Annotated in this window: 16 protein-coding genes; 8 read left to right on the top strand and 8 right to left on the bottom strand. The window is 72.7% G+C overall.

The window, feature by feature from the left end; genetic code table 11:
* Nucleotides 1–11 precede the first annotated feature (11 nt).
* Both FB388_RS31645 and FB388_RS31650 read right to left on the bottom strand, forming a co-directional pair.
* A complete protein-coding gene (locus tag FB388_RS31645) occupies nt 12–965 on the bottom strand; it encodes a type IV toxin-antitoxin system AbiEi family antitoxin domain-containing protein (RefSeq protein WP_142105975.1) in 954 nt (317 codons plus the stop codon).
* Nucleotides 966–1,144: 179 nt separating this feature from the next.
* Complete coding sequence (locus FB388_RS31650; protein WP_142105977.1) at nt 1,145–1,438, bottom strand: hypothetical protein; 294 nt, start codon at nt 1,436–1,438, stop codon at nt 1,145–1,147.
* Nucleotides 1,439–1,642: 204 nt separating this feature from the next.
* On the opposite strand from FB388_RS31650, the gene FB388_RS31655 reads away from it, so the two are divergent.
* Nucleotides 1,643–1,843: a hypothetical protein gene (locus FB388_RS31655; protein WP_142105979.1), complete on the top strand. Its 201-nt coding sequence runs from the start codon at nt 1,643–1,645 to the stop codon at nt 1,841–1,843.
* A gap of 61 nt (nt 1,844–1,904) precedes the next feature.
* Complete coding sequence (locus FB388_RS31660; RefSeq protein ID WP_142105981.1) at nt 1,905–3,263, top strand: acyl-CoA thioesterase/bile acid-CoA:amino acid N-acyltransferase family protein; 1,359 nt, start codon at nt 1,905–1,907, stop codon at nt 3,261–3,263.
* 2 nt (nt 3,264–3,265) lie between these two features.
* On the opposite strand, the gene FB388_RS31665 is transcribed toward FB388_RS31660, so the two are convergent.
* A complete protein-coding gene (locus FB388_RS31665; RefSeq protein ID WP_211362303.1) occupies nt 3,266–4,903 on the bottom strand; it encodes an aminotransferase class I/II-fold pyridoxal phosphate-dependent enzyme in 1,638 nt (545 codons plus the stop codon).
* Between the two features lie 158 nt (nt 4,904–5,061).
* Nucleotides 5,062–7,776: a helix-turn-helix transcriptional regulator gene (locus FB388_RS31670; RefSeq protein ID WP_142105985.1), complete on the bottom strand. Its 2,715-nt coding sequence runs from the start codon at nt 7,774–7,776 to the stop codon at nt 5,062–5,064.
* 232 nt (nt 7,777–8,008) lie between these two features.
* Between FB388_RS31670 and FB388_RS31675 the strand changes: the two genes are divergently transcribed.
* The gene (locus FB388_RS31675; protein ID WP_142105988.1) at nt 8,009–8,608 is read left to right on the top strand and encodes a dihydrofolate reductase family protein; all 600 of its coding nucleotides are present in this window, start codon (nt 8,009–8,011) and stop codon (nt 8,606–8,608) included.
* 6 nt (nt 8,609–8,614) lie between these two features.
* Here the strand turns inward: FB388_RS31675 and FB388_RS31680 are convergent, their stop codons facing one another.
* Entirely contained in the window at nt 8,615–9,373 is a 759-nt protein-coding gene (locus tag FB388_RS31680; RefSeq protein WP_142105990.1) for an alpha/beta fold hydrolase, read from the bottom strand.
* A 71-nt stretch (nt 9,374–9,444) separates the two neighbouring features.
* Between FB388_RS31680 and FB388_RS31685 the strand changes: the two genes are divergently transcribed.
* From FB388_RS31685 to FB388_RS31695, 3 genes are all read left to right on the top strand, one after another.
* Nucleotides 9,445–10,077, top strand: a complete 633-nt coding sequence (locus FB388_RS31685) for a TetR/AcrR family transcriptional regulator (RefSeq protein ID WP_142105992.1) — start codon at nt 9,445–9,447, stop codon at nt 10,075–10,077.
* 201 nt (nt 10,078–10,278) lie between these two features.
* Nucleotides 10,279–11,169, top strand: coding sequence for an aminoglycoside phosphotransferase family protein (locus FB388_RS31690; protein ID WP_142105994.1), 891 nt, complete (start codon nt 10,279–10,281; stop codon nt 11,167–11,169).
* A gap of 101 nt (nt 11,170–11,270) precedes the next feature.
* Complete coding sequence (locus FB388_RS31695) at nt 11,271–11,906, top strand: LysE family translocator (RefSeq protein WP_142105996.1); 636 nt, start codon at nt 11,271–11,273, stop codon at nt 11,904–11,906.
* A 6-nt stretch (nt 11,907–11,912) separates the two neighbouring features.
* On the opposite strand, the gene FB388_RS31700 is transcribed toward FB388_RS31695, so the two are convergent.
* The gene (locus tag FB388_RS31700) at nt 11,913–12,107 is read right to left on the bottom strand and encodes a DUF397 domain-containing protein (protein WP_142105999.1); all 195 of its coding nucleotides are present in this window, start codon (nt 12,105–12,107) and stop codon (nt 11,913–11,915) included.
* Nucleotides 12,104–12,979, bottom strand: coding sequence for a helix-turn-helix domain-containing protein (locus tag FB388_RS31705; RefSeq protein ID WP_170225905.1), 876 nt, complete (start codon nt 12,977–12,979; stop codon nt 12,104–12,106). Before FB388_RS31705 ends, FB388_RS31700 begins: the two co-directional genes overlap by 4 nt.
* 237 nt (nt 12,980–13,216) lie before the next feature.
* Here FB388_RS31705 and FB388_RS39710 point away from each other — a divergent pair, with 237 nt between their 5' ends.
* Nucleotides 13,217–13,390 carry a hypothetical protein gene (locus FB388_RS39710; RefSeq protein WP_170225906.1) on the top strand — a complete coding sequence of 58 codons (174 nt, stop codon included), beginning with the start codon at nt 13,217–13,219 and terminating at the stop codon, nt 13,388–13,390.
* 21 nt (nt 13,391–13,411) lie between these two features.
* Here FB388_RS39710 and FB388_RS31710 read toward each other — a convergent pair whose 3' ends face one another.
* Nucleotides 13,412–13,810 (bottom strand): YybH family protein, encoded by a 399-nt coding sequence (locus tag FB388_RS31710; RefSeq protein WP_142106001.1) that lies wholly within the window; start codon nt 13,808–13,810, stop codon nt 13,412–13,414.
* 39 nt (nt 13,811–13,849) lie between these two features.
* On the opposite strand from FB388_RS31710, the gene FB388_RS31715 reads away from it, so the two are divergent.
* Nucleotides 13,850–14,233: a winged helix-turn-helix transcriptional regulator gene (locus tag FB388_RS31715; protein WP_142106002.1), complete on the top strand. Its 384-nt coding sequence runs from the start codon at nt 13,850–13,852 to the stop codon at nt 14,231–14,233.
* Nucleotides 14,234–14,410: the final 177 nt, after the last annotated feature.

Raw genomic sequence — 14,410 nt, forward strand, 5'->3', positions numbered from 1 at the left:
GATGGCGGCGATCAAGGGAAGATGGTCGCCGTTCGATCTTCCCGAGCCACCATCTCCCCTTGATCGACGGACCGGCGGGTCACCGCCGATCCGACCTTGCGCATCAGGTCCGCGAAGTCCCGGTAGACGTCGAGGTCGGTCGCGTAGAACATCGCCCAGCCGTCGTCCTGCAGAAAGTTGTGGCGACGCCGGTCGGAGCGCATTCTCTGCCGCCCGCCGTGGCCCTCCTCGCCGTCGTACTCGAGGCCGACCTTGGCCTCCTCCCAGGCCAGGTCCAGCCAGCGGCGCGGGCGACCACCCGGGCCGAGGACGGGAAACTGCAAGGTGGGCGGCGGCAGCCCGGCGTCGTGGCAGCGCAGGCGCAGCCGGGACTCCTGCGGCGACTCCGGAGCCGGGTGAGCCAGTGGCACCAACTCCCGCGCCTGCCGCACCCCGCGCCAACCGGTGCGCCGATCCAGCTCCACGGCCAAGGATGCCGGGGTGCAGACCCCGGCGGCGAGCGCGGCGTCGAGCACGGGGAGCACGTCGATGCGGGGAAGGGTCCGGGCCAGGTCGATGGCCGTCCGCTCGGCGCTGGTGACGAGCGCGCCACAGCGCAGCCTGACGAGGTCCCCTGCTGCGAGGGCGAGCTGGTGCGGCCAGAGGTCGGCCCGGCGCGCGCACGGCTCGTCCGGGGCGACGGCGACGTGAGTGACCACGTCGTCGAGCACGCCGAAGCCGTGCAGCTCGGCGGCCGTGTGCAGGCAGGCCGGCACCTCACGCCCGATGCTCAGCCCGGCCGCCGACAGCCGCAGCCTCGCGCTCGCTCCACCCGCCTCGACGCGGTAGGTGCCGGTGAACACTCCCGCCCAGCGGCCGGAGCGAACCAGCGCCCGCAGCTCGCCGCGGCTGTAGCAGCTCATGGCCTGCGCGGTGGTGAACGCGCCGTGCTGGCCGGCAGCGATGTCACGAAGCGGCTGGCGCATCCCTCGAGCGTGAGCCCCCGGCCGCGAGGGGTGACCGAGCCTTCGTGATCTGTGGACAACTCAGGGCCGAGGTGGACAACTGCCCGCCCTCGGCGGTGACCAAGGGCAAATGGCGGCTCCAGAAGATCGAACAGCGACCGTCTCCCCTTGATCACCGCCCATCGGTGACGCCCCGCCCCCTACCGCCGCGGCTCCTCGTCCCTCGGCGTCAGGGCCGAGGCCGGGACGAGCACGGCCAGGTGCTCCGCCACCACCGCGCCGTAGGCGTCGCAGACCGCGAAGTTGACCCGGCCGAACCAGCGGCCGTCGACCGCGCGGGTCCACCGCTTGAGCAGCCCCGGCACCCTCGCGGTGGCGACGAGGAGCCCGCCGGGCACGGGGTCGGCGATCGGGCCGGGTGAGTCGGGAGGGCCGTAGAGGCGGTCGAGGTGGACCCACACCGGCCGGTCCAGCGGCGGAGGCGGCGTGCTCACGCTCGACGACCACGGCTTGTACACGGCTTCCCCTTCCAGCGACCAAGATCGGCGGCCGGGGGAAGCGACCGTACGGGCCAAGGATCGCATGCCGCTCCGGTGATCAGGACGGCAACGTGGCCGAGGGCACCGGAGGGACGCACGATCGTGATGACGGCGAGATCCACGTCACATAGGGTCGGAGCTTCCGACGAGAGGGACACCATGCGGATCGGCTCTGTCATCGTCGTCATCTGGCTGCTCATCGGCCTGTTCGCGGCCTACCAGCGCGGCTACTTTTCCGGCGACGACCAGGTCAACTGCGCCGAGCTCGGCACTGTGCTCGTCACGGTCGTCGCGGGGCCGCTGAACTACGTCGGTCTCAACCCGCGGATCGAGTGCACGGTCCCGCAGCCCTCGCCGTAGGCGTCGCTCGTCCGGGGGAGACCCCCGGTGGGATCGGATCTCCGCTCCTAGCATCCGAGGCATGCGGACATCGATCGGCATGGCGTGCGTCGTCGCACTGCTCGCTGCCGGCTGCTCCGCGCACGCTACCGAGGCCGGTCCGGAGATCACGGCAGGACCCGACGGCGTCAGCATCTCAATACCCGTTCAGGTGACGGTCGGAGGGATGCCGGCGGGTGATCAGGTCCGCGTCTGGGCCCGCACGTACGACCGGCGGGGCCAGCTGTGGGAGTCGTCCGGCGAGTTCGTCACCGACGGCGTGGGCCGGGTGGACGTCTCCACGGCGCCCTCCACGGGCGGCACGTACACCGGCGTCGACCCGCACGGGCTGTTCTGGTCGATGCGCCTTCCCGAGAACGAGCAGGCGCCGTACCCGTTGATGGACGCCGACGACGTGGTGGTCCTGCTCGGCGTCGACCGGGCGGGCACCACCGTGGCGCGAACGACGCTGCGCCGCGTCGTGCGCGAGCCTGCGGGCCAGGTCCTGCCCATCGCCGAGGCGGGCCTGGTGGGCGACCTCTACCTCCCGCCGGGCGCGGGGATGTGGCCAGGCGTGCTGCTGCTCGGGGGTGCGGAGGGCGGACGGCCCGACCCGGCGTACGCCGCGCTGCTGGCGTCGCAGGGCTACGTGGTGTTCGGGCTTGCCTACTTCGGCGTGCCCGGCCTGCCGACGACGCTCGCCCGCATCCCGCTCGAGTACGGGCTCAGCGCAGCGCGGTGGCTAGCCGAACGGCCGGAGGTGTCGGGCGACCGGATCGGTGTGGTCGGCACGGCGAAGGGCGCCGAGTACGGGCTGGTGCTCGCCTCGACGGAGCCGTCCCGGTTCGCGGCCGTGGTGGCGCACGTGCCGTCGGACCTCGTGTGGCCCGGGCTCGGCGGCCCGGCCGGCACGCAGACGTCGTCGTGGACCCGCGGCGGCGCCGATGTGCCCTTCCTGCGGTCGTTGCCCGCCAGGGGCGCGTCGTCCGCGGCGCCGAACCAGGCGATCCGTTCGGCCGACGCGTACGAGCGGGCCGTCGCCACGGCGTCGCGCTGGCGGCTGGCGGTCGCCCGCATCCCCGTCGAGCAGATCACCGCCCCGGTGCTGTTCACCTCCGGCGACGCCGACGGGATGTGGCCGTCCACAGCGCAGGCGCAGCGCGCCCTGGAGACGATCACCGAGGCGGGCAACCCCTACGGCTCGGCGCTGCTCGACTTCCCGGGCGCCGGTCACCTCGTCGGCGGCGTACCGGACCTCCCGACCACCCGTACCGCGATCCCGTACGGGCCGGTCACGATCGAGTCGGGCGGGGATCCGGCGACCACGGCCGCGGCCGTGCGCAACACCTTCTCGGCAACGGTGGAGTTGCTGCGCAAGGCGATGCCGCGCGGCCGCGGGTAGCGCTACCGCTCCGCCTTGCGGACGGCGAAGGCGTACGCCTCGGCGAGCAGCGGCCGGACCTCCTCGAAGCCGGCCTCGCTCGGGTTGACGATGCACACCCAGTACTGCGATCCGTAGTGCGGGTGCGGCATCAGCCGGTCCTCGGTGGCGTAGTCGAAACCGGTGTCGAGCACCCAGTCCTCGTCGCGTTCGCGGGGCGGGGCGCCGAACAGGCCCGTGTAGGTCGCCTTCCTGAGCCCGATGTTGAGCCGGTAAGCCCCGGGGCGTTCCAGCTTCGAGACCCGGTCGTGGCGATCGCTCGTCACGACGGTGGCGAACGGCTGCCACGCCCCCTCCGGCGGGCGGCCGCTGGGGTCGTAGGTGAAGAAGGTGTCGCCCTCGTTCTCCACGGCGACGACGTGGTCGAACTCCTCGCAGATGTACCGGATCACGGAACTGGCATCCATACCTTCAATCGTGTCATTGAACTGCCACTTGAGACTTTTCAAGCGGTCCACCGCCGCGTTCAACGTCTCCGGCCGCTTCGGGAAGGCGAAGCGGATCATGCTTCGCCCCGCCGCCACGTTCTCCGGCCGCCAGAACGACACGGCCGGCACGCACGAGACGCCGACCTCGGTGATGAGCCGCCTGGCGAACGCGACCCCGTCGCCTTCCGGATCCAGCGGTGCCATGTCGCACAGCACGTAGTACGACCCGTCCGGGCGCCGCAGGTCGAACCCGATGTCCTCCAGCGCGGAGCACAGCAGGTCACGCCGCTCCAGGTAGCGGGCGGCGAGGTCGGCGTAGTAACCGTCGGGCAACCCCAGCGCCGCGACGCCGCCTGCCTGCATCGGGGCCGGCGCGGCGATCGTGAGGAAGTCGTGCACCTTGCGGATCGCGGCGGTGAGGTCGGGTGGCGCCACCGTCCAGCCGACCCGCCAGCCGGTGACGGCGTAGGTCTTCGACAGCGCGTTGACCGTGATCGTGCGGTCCTCGAGGCCCGGTACGAGGGCGGGCGGCTGGTAGCCGCCCGGGCCGAGGTAGTGGATGTGCTCGTAGATCGAGTCGACGACGAGCACGGCGTCCCAGCGCTGGCACAGCTCCCCCACGAGAGCGAGCTCCTCCGCGCTGTAGACCTTGCCGGTCGGGTTGTTGGGGTGGCAGAGGAAGACCGCCTTCGTGCGCGGTCCGAACGCAGCACGCAGCTCGGCCTCGTCGAAGGTCCAGTCGGGCGCGCGCATCCGCACCGTGCGCGGCACGGCACCGGCGAGGATCGCGTCCGGCTGGTAGTTCTCGTACCACGGCTCGAACAGCACGACCTCGTCGCCGGGGTCGAGCAGCGCGAACGCCACGGCCACCAGCGCCTCGGTCGCCCCGCAGGTGACGCACAGCTCCGTGTCCGGGTCGATCGTCCAGCCCGGGTAGGTCCGCGCGGTCTTCTCGGCGATCGCCGCGCGTAGCGCCGGCGTCCCGAACGTCATCGGGTACTGGTTGTCGTCGGCGAGGATCGCGGCGCAGGCCGCGTCCTTGATCTCCTGCGGGCACGGGAAGTCGGGGTAGCCCTGCCCCAGGTTGATCGCGCCGTGCTGAGCGGCGAGCCGGAACGTCTCCCGGATCACCGACTCGGTGAACAGGCCTGCCTTCGCGCTGGTGCGACTCAATCGTGTTCGATTGCCTCCGCTTCGCTCCGGCGGGCTCGCGGGCCCTCTAGCCACCATCTTGCTCCTCCGGTGCTCGGTCACTCGTTCCTCGCTCCCTGCGCGCCTCCCCCGCAAGACGGCGGCGGCCCGCGAGCCTCCCTCCAGAGGCCGCACACAGTTCAGCGTGCGAGAAGCGCCAGCTCCAGCCTGGAGGTGATCCCGAGCTTGGGATAGGCCTTGTAGAGGTGATAGGCCACCGTGCGCGGGCTGAGGATCAGCTGCGCGGCGATGTCCCGGTTCGACAGCCCCTGCGCGGCGAGCTGGGTGATCTGCAGCTCCTGGGGCGTGAGCCCACCGAACGCGGGCGACGGCGCGGCATGCTCCGTGCGCGCGCCGGACGCGCCGAGCTCGGTCCGTGCGCGCGCCGCCCACGGCACCGACCCGATCTCCTCGAACACCGCGAGCGCTGCCGAGAGCTGCAGCCGGGCGTCGGACTTGCGCCTGGCCCGCCGCAGCCACTCGCCGTAGAGCAGCGCGGTGCGCGCCTGCTCGAACGGCCGGCTCGCGGCGGCGTGCAGGACCAGCGCCCGCTCGAAGTGCCGCTCGGCCTCGGCGTCCGGCGCCGTGAGCGCCTCGCAGCGGGCGAGCAGGGCGTCGATCCACGGCCGCCGCAGGATCGCGGCCCAGCGGGTGAGCAGCGCCAGCGGCTCGGCCGTGTCCGCGGTTCGGCCCAGTCGGACGGCCGCCTCGATCTCGGTCGGCACGCTCCGCACGACCGAGGCGAGATGCCGGCTCGGGCCGCGCGCCATCCCGTGGAGCCGGTCGAGGCAACCCTGGACGCGGCCGGCGCCGAGGTCCAGCAGCGCCATTCCCGCCTGCGCCCAGCCCGCTCCGGACATCGCGCTCACGGGCGCGCGCCCGTCGAGGGTGGCGAGCTCGGCGTGCTCGCGGCACCGGTCCTCGTCGCCCTCCACCGCCGCCACGTAGGCCAGCGCGCCCGCGGCGTAGCTCACCCATAGCGGCTGGCCGGTGTCCCTGGCGATCGCCATGGCCTCGCTGCCGCCGATCCACGCCTCGCGGTGCCGGCCGAGCATGACCTGCGCCAGCGTCGAGATGCCCAGGCCGCCCGGTAGCGCGTGAACGGTGCCGAGCTCGCGCGCCTGCCTGACGAGCGCGCCGGCGATCTCGACGCACTCCTCGTCGCGGGCGGCGACGAACGCCCGGCTGGCCACTTCGAGGAGCGCACGCGGACCGGCACCCGCACCCGCCTCCCGGGCACGGGAGAGCGCGGTGTCCAGTGCCGGGAAGCCGGCCGGATCGCGGTCCAGCACGAGCGCGGTTGCCCACCTCGCGAGCCACGCCACGCCCATCAGCGGAGCGTCGGGATCGAGGCCGAGCGCGTCGAACCGGTCGACGGTGGCGGCGATCAGCTCCTCGTCGGTGGGTGCCGCCCACGCCGCGTGCAGCGCCTGCATGAGCATCCAGAACGCGCGCTCGGGATCGTCGCGGGCGATCCGCAGGGCGCCGTCGGTGAGCAGGCCGTGCGCGCGGCGCAGCTCCCCTTTCGCGAAGTCGGCGCCCGCCCGCACCGCGGCCAGCCGGGCGAGGACGAGCGGATCGCTCGCGTCCCGGGACGCCCGCTCCGCCAGGCCACGCGCCCACTCCAGCCGGCCGCCGTGCACCCCCGCCTCGGCGGCGAGGACGAGCCTGCGGGTCGCGGCCCCCTGCTCGGGGCTCAACGCGGCCGCGCGCTCGTACGTGGCCGCCGCGGCGCCGTGCCCGCCACGGGCCTGCGCCCGGTCCGCCGCGTGTTCGAGATCGGCCGCCACCCGCTCGTCGGCGCCGGTGGCTGCCAGCGCGAGGTGCCACGCCCGCCGGTCGACGTCATCGGCGTGCGCATCCGCGAGCGCGGCGTGCACCGCGACCCGCTGCACCAGCGGCGCGCCGTGGTAGACGGCCGCGCGGATCAGCGGGTGCCGGAAGGCCAGCCCGCCCGCCGTGACCGACACGAGCCCGCTCGTCTCGGCCGGCTGCAGGTCCGCGGCGCCCAGGCCGAGTGCTCCGGCCGCCAGCAGGAGGGTGGGGACGTCGCCGGTGTCGTCGGCCGCAGCGACGAGCAGCATCTGCCTGCTCGCCGGCGGGAGCGCCCTGACCTGGTGCTGGAAGGCGTCGAGCACGCGGCTCGTCAGCGGGATCACGCCGACGTGGGCACCCTGCCTCGCGATCAGCGGTGGCAGCTCGCGCAGCGCGAGCGGGTTGCCGTGGGTCTCGGTGACGAGCCGTTCCCGCTGGTCGGCGGGCAGCGCCACGCCGAGGTCGTCGAGCAACGCCCCGGCGCTCCCCGGGTCGAGCCCGGCGAGCGGGAGCTCGGGCACGCCCGCCGGTGCGAAATCGCCGGAGTGCTCCCGCACCGCGAAGAGCACCACCACACCCTCGCGGTCCAGCCGCCGCGCGGCGAACAACAGCGCCTCGGCCGACGGCCGGTCCAGCCACTGGGCGTCGTCGACGAGGCAGAGCAGCGGCTGCGCCTCCGCCAGGTGCGCGAGCAGGGAGAGCACGGCCGCGCCCACGAGGAACCGGTCACCGCCGCCTGCGGCACCGAGGCCGAACGCGCCCGCGATGGCCTGTCGCTGCGGGCCGGGCAGCACCTCGAGTGCGTCGGCGGCCGGGCGGAGGAGCAGGTGCAGGCCGGCGAAGGGCAGCTCGGCCTCGGACTCGATCCCCGCGCCGCGCAGCACCCGCATCCCGTCGGCCCGCTGGGCCGCGTACTCCAGCAGCGCCGTCTTGCCGATCCCGGGCTCGCCCCTGACCACCAGCGCGCCACTGACCCCGTCCCGCGCCGCGGCCAGGAGGGCGTCGACCCGCTCCTGCTCGGCGCGCCGCCCGCGCAGCATGTTCAGACCCTAACCCCGAGGCGAGGAGCACTCCGGTGTCGTCGGAGGAACGGCGCCGACGGCCGGGCCGGCTCCCGGACACGCAGCCGCCGGCCTGACGAGTACTGATACCGGTACGGATTCCCGGCGGCGCACGGCTCCCTAGCCTTTCGTTCATCACGAACCGGAGGGAAGCGCCATGTCGACGTCACCAGCGGCACCTTCCCCAGCAGACCGAAAAGGACCGACCGAGATGACCAGCTCGACCGACCGCAAGGTCACCGCGAACCTCGCCATCACGCTCGACGGGCGCTACCACGGTCCGGGTGGCCCCGCCGACTTCGGCACGTTCGTCCCGTACGTGACCACGGATGTGGCGCGGGACCACATGACCCGCACCTGGGAGACCGCGACGACGGCCCTGCTCGGCCGGGTCAACGCCGAGGGGTTCCTGGGCTTCTGGCCATCGGTGGCCGGTGACGAGAACGCCGACCCACGCGATCGCGGCTACGCGAAGTGGCTCGTGAGCACGGAGAAGGTGGTGCTGTCGACCACCCTGACCGAGGCACCGTGGGAACGCACCCGCGTGGTGAACGCCCCCGTAGCGGACGTCGTCGCCGACCTCAAGGCCACCGGCGACGGGGACATCCTCGTCAACAGCTCCCCCAGCGTGATCAAGGCCCTCCTGTCGGCGGACCTGATCGACCGGCTGTACCTCCTGGTCCTCCCCGAGATCGTCGGAGGCGGGGCACGCCTGTTCGAGGACGGCCTGCCCGCGTCGAAGTGGACGCTCACCCGGCAGGAGACCGGTGCACTGGGCGAGACGGCGGCCGTCTACGACCGCGCCCGCTGATCGCTTCTAGGAGCAGAACTCGGCCACTACCGGCGCGAGGACCTCGACCGGCACACCGTGCCAGCCACCCGGCAGGCTGCGGTGCCGGGCGTCGGGCAGGGCGGCGGCGACGCTCGCGGCCCAGCCCGTGAGGTCGTCGCTGCTGCCCTGGCTGTCGATGACCAGGGTGGGGGTCGACACCTTCGCCAGCAGCTCGGTGGTGGTCGCGTCCGAGATCAGGCAGTCGTAGACGATCGTGTGCGCGACGGTATCGAGCGCCGGCAGCATCGGCGCCATCCCCGCGAGCATCTCGGCCGGTAGGCCGACTCCGGCGAGGAAGCGCTCCACCGCCTCCCGGCGGTGGCCCGCCGCCACCAGCTCGGTCATCTCGGCGGTGACGGCGGAGTCGGCCGGGTCGTCGTCGGTACCGATCGGGGGCTCCATCAGCACGAGCTTCTCGATCGGCACACCGGCCGCCGCGGCGTGCAGCGCGAGCAGGGCGCCGGAGGAGAAGCCGTACACGCAGGCCCTGCCACCCGCCTCGGCGATGACGGCGGCCAGGTCCTCCACCTCACGCTCGACCGCGTACGGCAGGGTGTCGCCGCTGTCCCCGCGGCCGCGGCGCTCGTAGCTGTACACCGTGAAGTCGGCGGTGAGCCGCTCCCCCAGCCCTCGGACGTTGTCGAACCCGCGGTAGCCGAGGGCCGGATCGACCAGGACGAGCGCCGGACCGGCGCCGGCACGCTCGTACGCGATCGGGGTCCCGTCTTTGGACGTCACTTCCATCTCACGCTCCCCTCTAGTACTGGACCGTACAGTACTCGCCTGAGTACTGAGCCGTCCAGTATGGTTTTCGCGTGACGGAGGCACCTGAGCTCGGTCGATCGGCCCGGAAGCGCCAGGCGATCCTGGACGCGGCCCGCGCCCTGTTCCTCGCCAACGGATACGGGGGCACGAGCATGGACGACGTGGCCGCCCGGGCCGCGGTGTCCAAGCAGACGGTCTACAAGCACTTCGCGGACAAGGAACGGCTGTTCACCGCGATCATCACGGGCGACATCCAGGAGACCGAGGGGCTCACGCAGTCCCTCGTGGACGCCTTGCCGCAGACCCAGGACCTGGAGCGGGACCTCCGCGAGTTCGCACGTAGGCACGTCGCCGACGTCATGCAGCCGCGCCTGGTGCGGATGCGGCGCATCCTCATCGGCGAGGCGGACCGGTTCCCCGAGCTGGCCGCCGCATGGTACGCACGGGGCCCCGAGCGGGCGCACGCCACGTTCGCCGCCTGGTTCACCAGGCTCGCCGAGCGCGGCCTGCTGCACGTGCCCGACCCGCTTCTCGCCGCCGAGCACTTCAACTGGCTGATCCTGTCGATCCCGCTGAACCGGGCGATGTTCTACGACGTCGAGGAACCGCCCGACCGGCTGGAGTACTACGCCGACGAGGCGGTCCGCGTGTTCCTGGCCGCATACGCCGTTCCCGGGGAGTGACCCGCCGCAGGGACCCGCCGGTGCCCCCGACGCTGCCGGCGGGTCCCCTCCGGGCCGCGTCCCGACCCCCCAACTCCGGGTGCGGCACGTCCGGCACGGATGAACTTGCCGGATCTTCCTGTCGGTGGACCCTCCCGAGGCTGTGCCGGGCCTGTGCAACTCGCTCGCGTGGTGGCCCTCGCCCGGTCAGGATGGCCCGCGATGGACCGCGATGCGATCGACGCCGCCCTTGCGGCGCAGCTGGTGGCCGAGCAGTTCCCGCAATGGGCCGGCCTGCCGGTCGTCCCGGTCGACCGGCCGGGGTGGGACAACCGCACGTTCCGCCTCGGCGACACGATGTCCGTGCGGCTGCCGAGTGCGGCGGCGTACGTGGCGAGCGTCGAGAAGGAGCACACCTGGCTGCCGCGGCTGGCGCCACAGCTCCCGCTCCCGATCCCCGTGCCGCTGGCACTGGGGGCGCCGGGCGGCGAGTACCCGTGGCCGTGGTCGGTCCGGCGCTGGCTCGACGGGCAGGTCAGCTCGCGGGAGCGGATCCGCGACCTGGTCGCGTTCGCCCGTGACCTCGCAGCGTTCCTCGTCGCGCTGCAGGGCGTCGACCCGTCCGGCGGGCCGGCGGCCGGCGCGCACTGCTTCCACCGCGGCGCCTCCCTGCGCGTCTACGACGCTGAGACGCACGACGCGATCGCCGCGCTCGGGCCTCGCGTCGACGGCGCCGCCGCCGAGGAGCTCTGGCAGGCCGCCCTCGACGCCACCTGGACCGGGCGGCCGCTGTGGTTCCACGGCGACATCGCGTCGGGCAACCTCCTGCTGGACGACGACGGCGACCTCTCGGCCGTCATCGACTTCGGCACCTGCGGGGTCGGCGACCCGGCCTGCGACCTCGTGATCGCCTGGACGCTGTTCGACGGGGAGAGCCGTGCCGAGTTCCGGCGCCTGATGCCGGCCGACGACGCGATGTGGGCCCGCGCCCGCGGCTGGGCACTGTGGAAGGCGCTGATCACGATCGACAACCCGTACGCCGGGCCGTGGGTCGCGGAGGAGTCGGCCCGCGTGGCGAAGGAGGTGCTGGCCGAACACCGCGACGGTCGATGAACACCCTCCGCGGGACGGACCTGCTCCCGTGTCGAGGACATGGCGGGCCGGGCGGCGGATTGGCCCTGTCGCCGGGACCCGGAACGTGCTGGCATGGAGCCATGGTGTCCCCCGACCGTCTGCTCGCCTTCGCGGCGATGTCTTTCCTGCTCATCGTGATTCCCGGACCCAGCGTGCTGTTCACGATCGGCCGAGCCCTGGCGCAGGGCCGCCGGGCCGCCCTCAGCTCGGTCCTGGGCAACGCGATCGGCGCCTACCTGCTCGTCGTGGCGGTGGCGTTCGGGGTCGGGGCCCTCGTGGAAAGCTCCGCCATCGCCTTCACCGTGCTGAAGCTGGCCGGCGCCGCCTACCTCGTGTACCTGGGCGTCAAGGCGTGGCGGCAACGCGGATCGCTCCCCGTCACGATCGACGGCGAAGCGGACCGGGGCAGCGTTCGCACGCTGTGGGAAGGCTTCGCGGTGGGCGTGGCCAACCCCAAGACGATCGTGTTCTTCGCGGCGGTGCTGCCGCAGTTCGTCGACCCGGGCCTGGGGCACGCGGCCGGGCAGATGATGCTGCTCGGCCTGATCTTCGTCGGGATCGCCCTCGCCTCCGACAGCGTGTGGGGTCTCGGCGCGTCCGCCGCCCGCGACTGGTTCGCCCGCTCCCCCGGCCGGCTCGCCGCGGTCGGCCGGATCGGCGGGCTGTCCATGATCGGTCTCGGCGTCACCGTCGCCGTGACGGGCCGGAAGGACTGACGAGGTTCAGTCCCGGCCGAACTCGCCGGCCCGGATCCCGGCCAGGAACGCCTTCCAGGCGGTCGGCGTGTGACTGCTGGCGGGGAGGCTCAGCTGCTTGCTGTCGCGCACGGCGACGTGGCCGTCGGGGAGGAGGCGCACCTCCACGCAGCCTCCACCACCGGAGAAGCTGCTCTTGCGGAAACGGTCTTGCGAGATCACGGCGTGCCTTCCGGGGAACGGGTGGTGCGGTCCCGGATCTCCTTGATCAACGCGCGGGACTCGTCGTGGTCGAGCGTCTTGCGCGTGATCGCGTCGAAGATCCGGATGTACTCCAGGACGTTCGAGGGCTGTTCGAGGAACCGCTCACCGGTGTGCGACTCGACGGCGACGACGTCGCGGTCCCGGTCGTCGGCGTACTGCAGGATCGTGAACAGCCCGAGCAGGCCGGCGTGCAGGCCCGCGCCGAACGGCAGGACGCGCAGCGAGACGTTGCGCTGCCGGGACACGGCGTGCAGGTGGTCGAGCTGCTCGCGGACGTCGTCGGGTGAACCGAAGGGCCGCCGCAGTACCGCCTCGTCGAGCACGAAGATCAGCTGCGGGGCGTCGTCGGACTCCACCAGGACCTGCTGGCGGCGGGCCCGGACCTCCAGCACCCGCCGTGCGGACTCCTCCGACTTGATCGTCGGCAGCACCTTGTAGAGCTCGACCGCGTATGTATCGGTCTGCAGCAACGGCGGGACGATCGCCGCGGCGTAGCTGCGGATGGTCGAGGCGCCGGACTCGTAGTCGACGTAGGTGGCGAGACCCTCGAACAAGACGTCGGAGTACTCCCGCCACCACGCCTGGCTGCGCCCGGCACTCGCCCAGCGGCGCAGGCGGTCGGCGGTCGGCACGTCGAGCTCGTAGAAGTTCACGAGGTCGCGGATGTCGCGCGGCTGCGGTACGCCCTGCCCGTTCTCCAGCCGGCTCAGCTTCGACGTGCTGATCAGCGTGGCCTCGGCGACCTCTTCGAGGGTGCGCTCGCCACGCAGCCGCCGCAGCTCGGCCCCGAGCCTGCGGCGGTGGAGCAGCGGACCCTCAGACGACGGCACGCAGACCTCCCGGCCGGCGAGGAGCGCGATCGTCCTCGCGGCCGCCCCCACCTGGAAGCGGCCGAACGGGTGTGCTCATTCGCAAGCTGCTCCCAGGGGATGGGCTACTCGGGTGCACTGTTCTGGGAATCCCAGTTGTCAGTTGCGACAGCAAGACCCCGTGCGCAAACTACACCTGCGACATCCACGTCCGGCAACCGGCCGGCGTGTGTCGTCCGTCCCGAACGGGGGCCGGCAATGAACCTTGCAATCGTCCTCGGTGGCCTGACCATCCTCATCGGCCTGGCGATCCTGATCGCGCTCGTTGACGCGCAGGCCCGCCGCAGCGCCTGGCGGCGGATCGCTGCCGCGCGGCGGGAGGTGGAGGAGCGCGAACACGCCCTCCTGTACCGGGCGGACGACGCAGCCTGAGCGCGGAGCGCGGGGGGATCCCTACGCGACGCCGAAAGGGTTGTCGATGACGTACCGCCAGTGACCGTCCGGTCCGCGTCGCGCGACGTCGGTGGCGGTGCCTTCGATGTGGACGGCGCTTCCGTCCGCACCGGTGCCGTGGATCTTCCAGTCGACGATCAGGAGCGCGATGTCGTCGGCGACGTACACGTGGCGCGGCTCGACCTCGATCGGCAGACCGAGGTCCTGGAACCGGGCGTTGGCCAGCCTCCGGTCCTCGCCGGTCACCGGCTTCCCGGGGGCGGGGACCAGTACGGCCGCAGGCTCGTACACCTGCTCGACGGCCGCCGGGTCCCCGCTGTCGAAGGCCGCGGCGAAGACGGCCGGGTGCTGCGCCGGGTCCGTGGTGAGGGGCACCCTGGGCGGGTGGATCTCGCTCATGCGCACAGGGAACAGGGCCCCGACGGCGCTCACCAAGCGGTGAGCGCCGACGCCTGGGACCGCGATCTCGTTCCGGACCAGGCGGGACGCACCGTCAAGCCGGATCCGACGTGCCCGGTGGAAGTCGCGCTCGCCGCGATCGCAGGCCGGTGGACGACGCTGCTGCTCCGCGACCTGATGGCCGGCCCTCGATCATTCGGCGAGATCCGGGCAGCGCTGCCGACCCTGAGCGACAAGGTCCTGGTCGACCGGCTACGGGACCTGCAGTCCCGCGGTCTGGTCGACCGCCGGGTGCACACCGGTTTCCCGACGAGGACCACGTACGCACTCACGCCGGCCGGCGTACAGCTCCGCCCGCTGCTGATCCAGCTGTACGAGACCGGGCGATCGCTGATGGCCGCATCCGAGAGCGACGGTCGCTGAAGGCGGCGGGATCACGCGCCTCGACCCATGCGCGGCGCTCGTAGCCGTCGAGACGCACGGCATAGGTCCCGGCATTGGGTAGCGGACAGGAACCGGCCTCTTCTCTCGCGACGGTGGTCACCTGTGCAGAGGGAGGGACCTGGGATGACCGTGCTCACCACGCTCGGATCGATCGAC

Origin of the sequence: Pseudonocardia cypriaca, assembly GCF_006717045.1 — a bacterium.
GTDB classification, from domain to species: domain Bacteria; phylum Actinomycetota; class Actinomycetes; order Mycobacteriales; family Pseudonocardiaceae; genus Pseudonocardia; species Pseudonocardia cypriaca.